This is a genomic window from Sphingopyxis sp., assembly GCF_965279725.1.
GTDB lineage: Bacteria > Pseudomonadota > Alphaproteobacteria > Sphingomonadales > Sphingomonadaceae > Sphingopyxis.
The window spans coordinates 1,436,272-1,448,885 of the sequence record NZ_CBDIIL010000003.1 but is presented as its reverse complement, the minus strand read 5'-3'; the positions used below and the strand labels follow the sequence as shown (position 1 = coordinate 1,448,885).

Here is a 12,614-nt window from a genome sequence, read left to right as displayed (position 1 = left end):
CCCGACCGCCCAAATGCCCGATGAAAGGCTAAACCATGCAAATCCGCGCCGCTGAAATCAGCAAGGTCATCAAGGACCAGATCGCCAATTTCGGCACCGACGCAACGGTCAGCGAAATCGGCCAGGTTCTGTCGGTCGGCGACGGCATCGCCCGCGTCCACGGCCTCGACAATGTCCAGGCCGGTGAAATGGTCGAATTCGCCAATGGCGTGCAGGGCATGGCGCTCAACCTCGAAGCCGATAACGTCGGCATCGTGATCTTCGGCAGCGACGCCGAGATCAAGGAAGGCGACGTCGTCAAGCGCACCGGCACGATCGTCGACGTCCCCGTCGGCAAGGGCCTGCTCGGCCGCGTCGTCGATGGCCTTGGCAATCCGATCGACGGCAAGGGCCCGATCAAGGCCGAAAAGCGCATGCGCGTCGAAGTGAAGGCGCCGGGGATCATCCCGCGTACTTCGGTGCACGAACCCGTCCAGACCGGCCTGAAGGCGCTTGACGCGCTCGTCCCCGTCGGCCGCGGCCAGCGCGAACTGATCATCGGCGATCGCCAGACCGGCAAGACCGCCGTCGCGATCGACACCTTCATCAACCAGAAGGAAGCCAACGCCGGCACCGACGAATCGAAGAAGCTGTATTGCATCTATGTCGCGATCGGCCAGAAGCGCTCGACCGTCGCGCAGATCGTCCGCCAGCTCGAAGAAAATGGCGCGATGGAATATTCGATCGTCGTCGCCGCAACCGCGTCGGAGCCCGCTCCGCTGCAGTTCCTCGCTCCCTATACCGGCTGCACGATGGGCGAATATTTCCGCGACAACGGCATGCACGCCGTGATCGTGTATGACGATCTGTCGAAGCAGGCCGTCGCCTATCGTCAGATGTCGCTGCTGCTGCGCCGTCCGCCGGGCCGCGAAGCCTATCCCGGCGACGTTTTCTATCTGCACAGCCGCCTGCTCGAGCGGTCGGCCAAGATGAACGCTGACAATGGTTCGGGCTCGCTAACCGCGCTGCCGATCATCGAAACGCAGGCGGGCGACGTTTCGGCGTACATCCCGACCAACGTGATTTCGATCACCGACGGCCAGATCTTCCTCGAAACCAACCTGTTCAACGCGGGCATCCGTCCGGCGATCAACGTCGGCCTGTCGGTGAGCCGCGTCGGCTCGGCCGCGCAGACCAAGGCGATGAAGAAGGTGTCGGGCTCGATCAAGCTCGAGCTGGCACAGTATCGCGAAATGGAAGCCTTTGCGCAGTTCGGTTCGGATCTCGACGCGTCGACGCAGAAGCTGCTCAACCGCGGCGCGCGCCTGACGCAGTTGCTGAAGCAGCCGCAGTTCCAGCCGATGCCGTTCGAAGAACAGACTGCGTCGATCTTTGCCGGCACCAACGGCTATCTCGACAAGGTCGCGACCACCGACGTCTCGCGTTACGAAGCGGCGATGATCGCCTATCTGCGCAGCGACCATGCCGGCGTGCTCAAGACGATCCGCGACACCAAGGACCTTGGCGACGACGCCAAAAAGGGTCTGGTTGCCGCGCTCGAAGCGTTCGCCAAAATTTTCGCATAAGGTTTCCGTCGTCCCGGCTGCGGCCGGGATGACGAAATATAGGGGCCTTCATGGCAAACCTGAAAGAACTCAAAGGGCGGATCAACTCGGTCAAATCGACCCAGAAGATCACCAAGGCCAAGAAAATGGTCGCAGCCGCCAAGCTGCGCAAGGCGCAGGCGGCTGCCGAAGCCGCGCGTCCTTACGCGACGCGCCTCGAAGGCGTCGTCGCCAGCCTGGCGTCGAAGGTCGGCGGCTCGGACAGCGCGCCAAAGCTGCTCGCCGGCACCGGCAAGAGCGACACGCATCTGCTCGTCGTGCTGAACAGCGACCGCGGCCTTGCCGGTGCGTTCAACTCGAACATCGTCAAGGCGGCGCGCGACAAGGCACTCGAACTGCAGGCGCAGGGCAAGAAGGTCCTCTTCTACCTGATCGGCCGCAAGGGTCGTCCGGTCATCGGACGCCTGTTCGCGGGCCAGATCACCGAGCTGTACGAGACGACCGGCATCCGCGACATCGGCTTCGATCAGGCGCACGAGGTTTCGGCGAAGGTCATGGAGATGTATGAAGCCGGCGTGTTCGACGTCGCACATCTCTTCTATTCGAAGTTCCGCTCGGCGCTGCTTCAGGAGGCGACCTGCCAGCAGCTGATCCCCGTTCCCGCGCCGGTCGACGTTCCGGCGGCGAGCGATGCCGCGGTCGAATATGAGCCCGACGAGGAAGCGATTCTCGCCGATCTGCTGCCGCGCAACATTACCATCCAGATCTTCAAGGGCATCCTGGAGAACGCCGCGTCCGAACAGGGTGCGTCGATGACCGCGATGGACAATGCGACGCGCAACGCGGGCGACCTGATCAACAAGCTGACCATCATTTACAACCGCACCCGTCAGGCGGCGATCACGACCGAACTGATTGAAATCATCGCTGGCGCGGAAGCGCTGTAGCACCAAGAAAATCGCTGGCGCCGAAGCGCTCTAACCGATCAACCCGAGGAAGAAGACAATGGCAACCGCTCCCGCCCCTGCAAAGAAGGCTCCCGCCAAGAAGCCCGCCGCCCCCAAGGCCGCTGCGCCGAAGAAGGCTGCTGCCCCCAAGGCCGCCAGCACCGGCATCGCCACGGGCCGCATCGCACAGGTCATCGGCGCCGTCGTCGACGTCCAGTTCACCGGCACCCTGCCCGCGATTCTGAACGCGCTCGAAACCTCGAACAACGGCAACCGCCTTGTCCTCGAAGTCGCGCAGCACCTTGGTGAAAACACCGTCCGCACGATCGCGATGGACGCGACCGACGGCCTGACCCGCGGCCAGCCCGTCACCGATACCGGCGCGCAGATTTCGGTGCCCGTCGGCCCGCAGACGCTCGGCCGCATCCTCAACGTCATCGGCGAGCCGATCGACGAACGCGGCCCGGTCGTCACCGACCTCCGCTCGCCGATCCACGCCAAGGCTCCTGAATTCGTCGACCAGTCGACCGAAAGCAGCATCCTGGTCACCGGGATCAAGGTCATCGACCTGATCGCGCCTTACGCAAAGGGCGGCAAGATCGGCCTGTTCGGCGGCGCCGGCGTCGGCAAGACGGTTCTCATCCAGGAACTGATCAACAACATCGCCAAGGGCCATGGTGGTACGTCGGTGTTCGCGGGCGTCGGTGAACGCACCCGCGAAGGCAATGATCTGTATCACGAATTCCTCGACGCCGGGGTGATCGCCAAGGATAAGGACGGCAACCCGACCCCCGAGGGTTCGAAGGTTGCGCTGGTGTTCGGCCAGATGAACGAACCCCCGGGCGCCCGCGCCCGCGTCGCGCTGTCGGGTCTGACGATCGCCGAATATTTCCGCGATGTCGAAGGCCAGGACGTGCTGTTCTTCGTCGACAACATCTTCCGCTTTACCCAGGCGGGTTCGGAAGTGTCGGCACTGCTCGGCCGTATTCCTTCGGCGGTGGGGTATCAGCCGACGCTGTCGACCGACATGGGCGCGCTGCAGGAACGCATCACCTCGACCAACAAGGGGTCGATCACCTCGGTGCAGGCCATTTACGTTCCCGCGGATGACCTTACCGATCCGGCGCCGGCGACGTCCTTCGCCCACTTGGACGCGACGACGACGCTGAACCGCGCGATTTCGGAACTCGGCATCTATCCGGCGGTCGATCCGCTCGATTCGACCAGCCGCGTCCTGACCGCCGCGATTGTCGGCCAAGAGCATTATGAGACCGCCCGCCGCGTTCAGGAAACGCTGCAGAAGTACAAGTCGCTGCAGGACATCATCGCGATTCTCGGCATGGACGAGCTGAGCGAAGAAGATAAGCTGGTCGTCGCGCGGGCGCGCAAGATTCAGCGTTTCCTGTCGCAGCCGTTCCACGTCGCCGAGGTCTTCACCGGCATTTCGGGCAAATTCGTCGCGGTCGAAGACACGGTGAAATCGTTCAAGGCGGTGGTCGACGGCGAATATGACCATCTGCCCGAAGCGGCCTTCTATATGGTCGGCGGCATCGACGACGTGATTGCCAAGGCCGCGAAGCTGGCCGAAGACGCGTAAGTTGCTTTAACCCCTCCCCTTCAGGGGAGGGGCAGAGAGACTTGGTTCGGCGTTTAGCCGGGCCTTAGTCGAGCGGGGTGGGGGCTATATCGGCCTTACGCCAAGCCGACAGCCCCCACCCCAACCCCTCCCCTGAAGGGGAGGGGCTTAAGGACGAAGCCCATGGCTCTGAAGTTCGAACTCGTCACCCCGGCCCGCCTCGAGCGGTCGATCGAGGTTTACATGGTCACCGTTCCCGGCAGCGAGGGCGATTTTTCGGTGCTCGAAGGCCATGCGCCGTTCATGGCGACGCTGCGCAACGCGCCGCTGACCATCTATGCCACCCAGGGCGCCGCGCCCGAAGTGATCGAGGTCGAAGGCGGCTTTGCCGAGGTTAACGAGAGCGGCCTGACCGTCCTCGCCGAGCATATCGCCAGCTGATCTTTCCGCCGTCCACGGCAGAAGCAAAGCCCGCATCCGGATCGGACGCGGGCTTTTTTGCGTCCGGCGTCAATCGTCCGGCGCATTAGGACAATATCAAAGTTTCCACTTTATTCACCGTGTCGGATGGGGGTGCGTCAGCCGGTGGCGGCGACACTTCCGACTGGATTTGGAAAGCAGGACAAAGCGAATGAGTGCATTCGGACGCCGACCCGGAACCGCTGGCCGCCCCGCCTTTGGCGTGGCCAAGCCGATGCAGGGTGGATCGGGCACGCCTGGCGGCGCGCAATTCCCGGCCATCGACACCCCGCCCGCGATCGAAATCCCGAAGATGCCGTCGAATCTGTCGCCCGAAGAAGAGGCGATGGAGCGGCTGAACCAGCGTTCGACCGCCGATATGGCGGAGCCTGAACAGGCGCAAGGGTTTGAAGCCAGCGTCCACAAGATCAAGGAACAGGTCCTGCCGCGCCTGCTCGAACGCGTCGATCCCGAAGCCGCAGCAACGCTGTCGAAGGACGAGCTGACCGAGGAATTCCGCCCGATCATCCTCGAAGTGCTCGCCGAACTGCGCATCACACTCAACCGCCGCGAACAATTCGCACTCGAAAAGGTGCTGGTCGACGAGCTGCTCGGCTTCGGTCCGCTCGAAGAGCTGCTCGCCGATCCCGACATCACCGACATCATGGTCAACGGACCGTATCAGACCTACATCGAAAAAAAGGGCCAGCTGGTCATCGCGCCGATCCAGTTCCGCGACGAACAGCATCTGTTCCAGATCGCCCAGCGCATCTGCAACCTCGTCGGCCGCCGCGTCGATCAGACCACCCCGCTCGCCGATGCCCGTCTCAAGGACGGCAGCCGCGTCAACGTGATCGTTCCGCCGCTATCCTTGCGCGGCACCGCGATCTCGATTCGTAAATTCTCGGCCAAGCCGATCACCCTCGACATGTTGTGTCAGTGGGGCGCGATGAGCCAGAAGATGTGCACCGCGTTGAAGATCGCGGGCGCCAGCCGCTTCAACATCGTTATCTCGGGCGGTACGGGTTCGGGCAAGACCACGATGCTCAATGCCTTGTCGAAAATGATCGATCCCGGCGAACGCGTTCTGACGATCGAGGATGCCGCCGAACTCCGTCTGCAACAGCCGCACTGGCTACCGCTCGAAACGCGTCCCGCGAACCTCGAGGGCAATGGCGCGATCCACATGGGCGATCTGGTGAAGAACGCGCTGCGTATGCGTCCCGACCGCATCATCATGGGCGAAGTCCGCGGCGCCGAATGTTTCGATCTGCTCGCCGCGATGAACACCGGTCACGACGGGTCGATGTGTACGCTCCACAGCAACAGCCCGCGCGAATGCCTGGGCCGTATGGAAAATATGGTGCTGATGGGCGACGTTAAGATCCCGAAGGAAGCGATTTCGAAACAGATCGCCGATTCGGTCGATATGGTCATCCAGATCAAGCGCCTGCGCGACGGGTCGCGCCGGGTCACCAATATCACCGAGGTGATCGGCATGGAAGGCGACGTCATCGTCACCCAGGAATTGTTCAAGTTCGAATATCTCGACGAGGACAAGGACGGCAAGATCGTCGGCGAATATCGCCCCATGGGCCTGCGCCCGTACACGCTGGAAAAGGCGCGGCAATACGGGTTCGATCAGCCGTATCTTGAGGCGTGTCTGTAAGAGCCTAGAGCCGCATCCCGAGCCAGATCACCGCTTCGGTCGACACCGACACGATCGGATCTATCAGCCGCTGCCAAACGCCCGACGAAGGCAAGCGCGCGGCCGACAGATCGTGATGTTCCTGTTCTTCGGCGATGATGATCGTCAACGTTCGTACCGCTGGCTCGTCGACACCCTCCAACGCTGCAATCTGTTCACGCATATGGCGCAGCACGACACGCTCGATTGCGACCGTCGTCGCGGCGATCGCCCCGCGCCCCGCGATTCCGGTGATTGTGCCAAGCATCAGCCCACCGATGCCGCACCAGACATAGCTGCGGCAGCGACCCCGGCCACGGCGCTGCAACTCTGCGAAAAAAAGCGCGCGGTGGCTGCGCTCATGCGCCAGGAAGGCATCAAGCTCGTCCACCATGTCGGGCGCGCGCCAGCGCGCAAACCAGCGTTGGGCGCTATAAATGCAGACGGCGCCATGCTCGCCCGCATGATCGACCTTCATCACCCGGTCGCCGAGCGTTTCTCCCGACTTCAACCGCGCGGTCAGCGCCATGCCGGGTCCAATGTCCATATTATCCCCGATGTAGCCAGAATGCCGTCGCGAATACTGCCATGGCAGCCGACGCAAGCGCGATCCCCCGCCACGGCATGAATCCGACCTTGTCGACGTCGCGCCGGTTGTTGCGGCGCCAGTTGGCGACCTCGGCGATGCCGAACAGCACCGCAGCTCCGATACCGACCGACAGCATGGACACTTGCATTGACGCGCGCACCTTCGCAAACAGGGGAACGTCCCCCCAATAAGAAGAGGTGCCGATATGCGTAATTTCCGCCCCGTTGCAATAGCCGCCCTGTTCGCCGCCGCGGCATGCAGCGCGCCCGCCCAAAATGCCACCGCCAGCGAAGCCGCGGCCAAGCCCGATGACGCGATCGCCGCCGCGGTCGCCGCGCCCACCCGCACCGCCGCCAACACCGCGCGCGACGCCTTTCGTCACCCCGCCGAAACGCTCGCCTTTTTCGGCGTGAAGCCCGGCGATACCGTCGTTGAACTGTGGCCCGGCGGCGGCTGGTACACCGAAATCCTGGCCCCATTGGCCAAGGCCGGCGGCGGCACCTATTATGTCGCGGCGCCGTGGGAAAAAGGGCTCAACCGCGTCAAGGCGAAGCAGGCCGAAAATGCCGATGCCTATGGCGCGATGAAGCTCGCCGAATTCCCCAATGCCGGCGCCAATCCCAAAGTCCCCGACGGCAGCGCCGATGTCGTGCTGACCTTTCGCAACGTCCACAACTGGCGCTTCGACGGCGCCGATAACACCGCCGCGGCGTTCAAGCAGATCTTTGCGATGCTCAAACCCGGTGGCACGCTGGGCGTCGTCGATCACCGACTGAACGAGACGGACGATGCCGCGAAGGAAGAAAAATCGGGCTATATGAAGGAAAGCTCGATCATCGCTTTTGCCGAAGCCGCCGGGTTCAAACTCGCCGGCCGCAGCGAGATCAACGCCAATCCCAAGGACACCAAGGATTATGCCAAGGGCGTCTGGACGTTGCCGCCGGTGCTGACCGAGGGCGAGACCGATCGCGCCAAATATGTCGCGATCGGCGAATCGGACCGCATGACGTTAAAATTCGTGAAGCCCGCGTCCTGAAGCATTTCGAACCCATCGACCCTGCGCTGCTGCTCAGCGCTTATGCGCAGGGTATTTTCCCGATGGCCGACGGGGCGGATGACCCGTCGGTCCATTGGGTCGAGCCTCGGCTGCGCGCGATCCTGCCGCTGGATGCGTTCCATCTGTCGCACAGCCTGAAAAAGGTCATCGTCGGCGACCGGTTCCGCGTCACCACCGACACCGTCTTTGCCGACATGGTCGCGCTCTGCGCCCAGCCTGCCGACGACCGGCCGACGACGTGGATCAACCCCGTCATCAAGGCGAGTTACGATCGGCTGTTCCAGATCGGTCACGCCCACAGCGTCGAATGCTGGCAGGATGGCGAACTGGTCGGCGGCCTCTACGGCGTATCGCTCGGGCGCGCCTTTTTCGGCGAATCGATGGTCAGCCGTGCCCGCGACGCGTCAAAGGTCGCGCTCGCCCACCTGGTCGCGCGGCTGCGCGCGGGCGGATGGAAATTGCTCGATTGCCAGTTCATCACCCCGCACCTCGCCAGCCTGGGCGCGATCGAAATCCGTCAGGCCGATTATCTGGCGCGGCTCTATTCGGTGTTGGCGGGCGGCGACGGCGGCGCCTTGGGTGCCGCGGCCGCAGGCGCGGCGGGCGCCTCGGTGCCTTCGCCGCCATTTGTCGCGGGCGACTGGGGCGCGCTCGATGCCTTGGGCCGCGCCGCCGCACCCGATTTCGGTGCCGAAGGCGCGACCGGCTCGCCGCCCGGATATGTCATCGCACAGCTTTTGACGAACACGTCATAAATCGGGTGCTGGATGACATTGCGGTCGGGCCGTTCGCGGAAAATCCAGCCCGAAAAAACGCGGTACCATTTGTTGTCGCGCTGATCCTGCACCGTCAACTGGACGAACGCCCCGGTTTCGGGCGGATCCTCCCACGGTGCGGTTGCTTCGCACGCGCGCAGCCGAACGATCGCGCGGCCGACCCGCGCCGATTCGCCGGGCTTCATCTCCAGATCGCGGACCAGGCCGTTGCGCTTGTTGAGCAGGCCGACGATCGCAACCCGATCGGACATCGGCGTCGCGCCCTCGATGCCGCCGACTTCCTGCTGCACCCGTTCGGACTTGGCGACGGTCGGTACCGTCGCGCTGCCATTGCCTTGCGAGGGCGACCGATCGCAACCGGTCAAAGCCGTCCCGGCCAGCAGCGCAACCAGTGCGGTGGAAATCAGGCGCGGCATCGCGTCCCTCACTCGGCGCCGGGGCGCCAAGCCTCGTAATCGCCGGTTGCCGCGGCGCGTTGGCCGCCACGTTCCAACGCGCCGGCGGGGCGATAGGCGCCGGTGCTGCCGGTCAGGTTCGCGGTCGCTTCTTTTTCCCACGCGCGCGGTGCGGGCAACGCATCGGTCGGCAGCTCGTCGAAGGTGCGGTGCAGCCAGCCGTGCCATTCGGGAGGCACCCGGCTCGCGTCGTTCGATCCGTTATAGATCACCCAGCGGCGATCGCCCTTGCGCGCGCGATGATAGGTGTTGCCCAGGCTGTCCTCACCGACCTTTTCGCCGGTTTTCCAGCTGTTCAGCAGCGTGCCGACGGTCGCACCGTCCCACCAGGTGAAAATCTTGCCGAGGATGCTCATGGCGAGGCGTTTACAGCCAAGCCCCGCCGCTTCGCAAGAGATCTTTAAGGGTCTTTGGCGGTCGATCACCCCGCTTTCGCGGCGCTATTTCGCATCCTGCCACGTCACTTTGGCGGTCTCGTCGATGCCAAGCCGCGCCGCGGTGCCGCCCGCAAGCTCCAGCACCGCGCTGACCTCGCCGCCGCTGACCACCGGTTCCAGTGATTCGGGGATCGTGTTTTCGGCGATGCGGTCGATGCTGCCATCGGCACGAATGAAAATCATGTCGAGCGGGATCAACGTGTTCTTCATCCAGAAACTGCCGAACCGCGGCTTCTTAAACGGAAACAGCATGCCGCCATCCCGGGGCAGGCTGGTACGAAACATCAGCCCCTTGTCCTGCTCGGCATCGGTGCGCGCCACCTCGACGTTGAACCGGTGCGTCTGACCCGCCCCAGCGATCGTCACCGGGATTGTCGCGACGCCCGTCGCCTCGCTGGCATCTTGGCTGCACCCCGCCATCGGCACGGCGAGCGACAAGGCAAGGGCAGTGAAAATGGCGCGCATCGGCAGATCCCTATCCAGATAAGTTAGGCCAGCCCTAATCGAGCCCCACCGTATCGTCCAGCGCCGCCAGCGCCGCTTCGTCCCCGGGCGGAATCGACAAGATGCGCCGCGTCAACGTCATGCTGTGACCGGCGCGCAAAAAGGCGGCAATCTGCCGCTCGCGCAGCTTGGGATCATCGGCGGGCCGCGTCGCATACGGCCCGAACCGCCGCCGCCGCGCAAAACCGAGCGCCGCGATCAGCGCCGCGCCTTCGGCAGTCTCGATCGCCTCGCCGCTGTCCGCCGCGGCGATCCCGTCGACATAGAGCTGCGCCTTGATCCGCCGCACCCCCAACCCGCGCCGCGTCATCGCGCCCGCGCGCATGACCGCATATTGGCGATCGTCGAGGAACTGCAACCGCTCCATCCGGTCGGCCACCGCCTCGCACGCCGCGATGGCGTCCATGTCGTCGGTCCAGTCCGATTCGCGAATTTTTCGAGACAGATAGCGTGTCAGTTTGGCCCGGCTCGTCGCGAATCGCGCGACATAGGCCAGCGCCAGCTCGTCGAGCCGCGCGGCGCCCAAGGGTCTTTTTGAACGATCCGACGGAGGGCGGCGATTGGCCATATGCCATGTTTATGCCACAGTCGGGCCTGATTGAGAACGATCAGCGCCGCCATATCGGGCAATATAGCCCGAAATCGGGCGATTTTGTTCCAACTGCTAGGGATCGCGCAGGCCAACATGACACAGAAAGATGACATGCTTGTTGCCGCGCGTCCCGCTTCCCGGGACCGTGAACCATCTATGATTGAAAATAATCAGCTTCCGGCCGACGAGCTTCAGCCGACACCGACCCTTTGCAGCCAGCCCCGCCGCTTTTCGGACTTCGCCACGGTCGGCGAAGCGCTCGATTATGCGGCGACCGGCACCCGCGGGCTGAATTTCCACGACCCGCGCGGCAAGCTGGTGCGTCCCTATCCGTATCGCGAGCTGAAGGACGATTCGGTGCTGACCGCCTATCGGCTGATCGCGGCGGGGGTGAAACCGGGCGATCGCATCGCGCTGATCGCCGAGACCGGCGCCGAATTTGCCGCGCTGTTCTTTGGCACCATCTATGCCGGGGCGTGGCCGGTGCCGCTGCCGCTGCCGACCAGTTTCGGCGGCCGCGATAGCTATGTCGGTCAGCTCGTCGTTCAGCTCACGAGCTGCGACCCCACAATGCTGTTCTTTCCGCCCGAAATCGCCGCGATGGCAGTCGAAGCGGCCGAGCAGCGGGGCGTGTTGCCGGTGGACTGGAGCGAATTTGCCGCCAAGGCTGCGCCGGTGACCGACCTGCCCGCGCAGCAGTCGGACGAAACCTGCTATCTGCAATATAGCAGCGGTTCGACCCGCTTCCCGCACGGCGTCGCAGTGACTCATGCCGCGCTGCTCAACAATCTCGCCGCCCACTCGCATGGTATGGAAGTGCGCGACAGCGATCGCTGCGTATCGTGGCTGCCCTGGTACCACGACATGGGCCTCGTCGGCTGTCTGCTCTCGCCGGTCGCGAATCAGGTGTCGGTCGATTATCTGAAGACCGAGGATTTCGCCCGCCGTCCACTCGCCTGGCTCGACCTGATCAGCCGCAACGAAGGGACGACGCTCAGCTATTCGCCGACCTTTGGCTATGACATCTGCGCGCGCCGCGTATCGAGCCAGACGCATGTCGCCGACCGTTTCGACCTGTCGCGCTGGCGCGTTGCGGGCAACGGCGCCGACATGATTCGCCCCGATGTGATGCAAAGCTTCGTCGATGCCTTTGCCGACGCGGGCTTCAGCGCCAGCGCCTTCCTGCCCAGCTATGGTCTCGCCGAAGCGACGCTCGCGGTCAGCATCATGCCGCCGGGCGAAGGCATCGTCGTCGAGCTGGTCGAGGAAACCGAGCTGTCGGGCGCCGCCAATGATGCGGGTCGCCCGACCCGCTATCGCGCCATCGTCAACTGCGGCCGCGCGGCGCGCGATATGGTGATCGAAGTACGCGATGAAAGCGGCAACCCGCTGCCCGACCGGGCGGTCGGAAAAGTGTGGTGCACCGGCCCGTCGCTGATGACCGGCTATTATCGCGATCCCGAATCGACCGCAGCCTGCCTGATCGACGGCTGGCTCGATACCGGCGATATGGGTTATCTGTCAGACGGTTACATCTATATCGTCGGCCGCGCCAAGGACATGATCATCATCAACGGCAAGAACCACTGGCCGCAGGACATCGAATGGGCGGTCGAGCAATTGCCGGGCTTCAAATCGGGCGACATCGCCGCGTTCGCGATCACCGCGCCGGGGGGTGAAGAGACCCCCGCGGTGCTGGTCCAGTGCCGCACCAGCGACGACGCCGAACGCGTCGCGCTGCGCGAGACGATTCGCGACCGCGTCCGCGCGATTACCGGCATGAATTGCCTGATCGAGCTGATTCCGCCGCGCACCTTGCCGCGGACCAGTTCGGGCAAACTCAGCCGGTCAAAGGCGCGCGCGCAATATCTGGCCGGGGAAATACAGCCTTTTGCAATGGCAGCCTGAACCAACCCGCTGACCTTGCCTGCAATTTTTGTCCCGGTGCTGGACAAAAAACTGTCCTGAACCGGGGTGCTGGTTACCTTCGG

Annotated in this window: 13 protein-coding genes and 1 pseudogene; 8 read left to right on the top strand and 6 right to left on the bottom strand. The window is 63.9% G+C overall.

The window, feature by feature from the left end; translation table 11 throughout:
* The first annotated feature begins 35 nt into the window (after positions 1–35).
* The 5 genes from atpA (at position 36) to ACQY6T_RS15920 (ending at position 6,195) form a co-directional block, all read left to right on the top strand.
* Positions 36–1,565, top strand: a complete 1,530-nt coding sequence (atpA, locus tag ACQY6T_RS15940) for a F0F1 ATP synthase subunit alpha (protein ID WP_428632353.1) — start codon at positions 36–38, stop codon at positions 1,563–1,565.
* Positions 1,566–1,615: 50 nt separating this feature from the next.
* Positions 1,616–2,491: a F0F1 ATP synthase subunit gamma gene (locus ACQY6T_RS15935; RefSeq protein ID WP_428632352.1), complete on the top strand. Its 876-nt coding sequence runs from the start codon at positions 1,616–1,618 to the stop codon at positions 2,489–2,491.
* Between the two features lie 58 nt (positions 2,492–2,549).
* Positions 2,550–4,088 (top strand): F0F1 ATP synthase subunit beta, encoded by a 1,539-nt coding sequence (gene atpD / locus ACQY6T_RS15930; RefSeq protein WP_428632350.1) that lies wholly within the window; start codon positions 2,550–2,552, stop codon positions 4,086–4,088.
* Between the two features lie 162 nt (positions 4,089–4,250).
* Positions 4,251–4,508, top strand: coding sequence for an ATP synthase F1 subunit epsilon (locus ACQY6T_RS15925; RefSeq protein WP_428632348.1), 258 nt, complete (start codon positions 4,251–4,253; stop codon positions 4,506–4,508).
* 190 nt (positions 4,509–4,698) lie between these two features.
* Positions 4,699–6,195 carry a CpaF family protein gene (locus ACQY6T_RS15920; RefSeq protein WP_428632345.1) on the top strand — a complete coding sequence of 499 codons (1,497 nt, stop codon included), beginning with the start codon at positions 4,699–4,701 and terminating at the stop codon, positions 6,193–6,195.
* Between the two features lie 4 nt (positions 6,196–6,199).
* Here ACQY6T_RS15920 and ACQY6T_RS15915 read toward each other — a convergent pair whose 3' ends face one another.
* Both ACQY6T_RS15915 and ACQY6T_RS15910 read right to left on the bottom strand, forming a co-directional pair.
* Complete coding sequence (locus ACQY6T_RS15915; protein WP_428632342.1) at positions 6,200–6,760, bottom strand: demethoxyubiquinone hydroxylase family protein; 561 nt, start codon at positions 6,758–6,760, stop codon at positions 6,200–6,202.
* A 1-nt stretch (position 6,761) separates the two neighbouring features.
* Positions 6,762–6,950, bottom strand: a complete 189-nt coding sequence (locus ACQY6T_RS15910; protein ID WP_428632340.1) for a hypothetical protein — start codon at positions 6,948–6,950, stop codon at positions 6,762–6,764.
* 57 nt (positions 6,951–7,007) lie between these two features.
* Here ACQY6T_RS15910 and ACQY6T_RS15905 point away from each other — a divergent pair, with 57 nt between their 5' ends.
* On the top strand, positions 7,008–7,838 hold the full coding sequence (locus tag ACQY6T_RS15905; protein ID WP_428632338.1) for a class I SAM-dependent methyltransferase: 831 nt from the start codon (positions 7,008–7,010) through the stop codon (positions 7,836–7,838).
* Positions 7,835–8,614: a leucyl/phenylalanyl-tRNA--protein transferase gene (gene aat / locus ACQY6T_RS15900; protein WP_428632688.1), complete on the top strand. Its 780-nt coding sequence runs from the start codon at positions 7,835–7,837 to the stop codon at positions 8,612–8,614. The genes ACQY6T_RS15905 and aat overlap by 4 nt, the downstream gene beginning before the upstream one ends.
* A gap of 35 nt (positions 8,615–8,649) precedes the next feature.
* Here aat and ACQY6T_RS15895 read toward each other — a convergent pair.
* The 4 genes and pseudogenes from ACQY6T_RS15895 to ACQY6T_RS15880 form a co-directional block, all read right to left on the bottom strand.
* Positions 8,650–8,820 (bottom strand): annotated as a pseudogene (locus ACQY6T_RS15895) (DUF2155 domain-containing protein); the annotation flags it as partial.
* Between the two features lie 239 nt (positions 8,821–9,059).
* A complete protein-coding gene (locus ACQY6T_RS15890) occupies positions 9,060–9,446 on the bottom strand; it encodes an NADH:ubiquinone oxidoreductase subunit NDUFA12 (RefSeq protein ID WP_428632337.1) in 387 nt (128 codons plus the stop codon).
* Between the two features lie 84 nt (positions 9,447–9,530).
* Positions 9,531–9,992, bottom strand: a complete 462-nt coding sequence (locus ACQY6T_RS15885) for a DUF192 domain-containing protein (RefSeq protein WP_428632336.1) — start codon at positions 9,990–9,992, stop codon at positions 9,531–9,533.
* A gap of 34 nt (positions 9,993–10,026) precedes the next feature.
* A complete protein-coding gene (locus ACQY6T_RS15880) occupies positions 10,027–10,557 on the bottom strand; it encodes a regulatory protein RecX (RefSeq protein WP_428632335.1) in 531 nt (176 codons plus the stop codon).
* Between the two features lie 222 nt (positions 10,558–10,779).
* Here ACQY6T_RS15880 and ACQY6T_RS15875 point away from each other — a divergent pair, with 222 nt between their 5' ends.
* Positions 10,780–12,531 carry a fatty acyl-AMP ligase gene (locus ACQY6T_RS15875; RefSeq protein WP_428632333.1) on the top strand — a complete coding sequence of 584 codons (1,752 nt, stop codon included), beginning with the start codon at positions 10,780–10,782 and terminating at the stop codon, positions 12,529–12,531.
* The last annotated feature ends 83 nt before the right edge of the window (positions 12,532–12,614 follow it).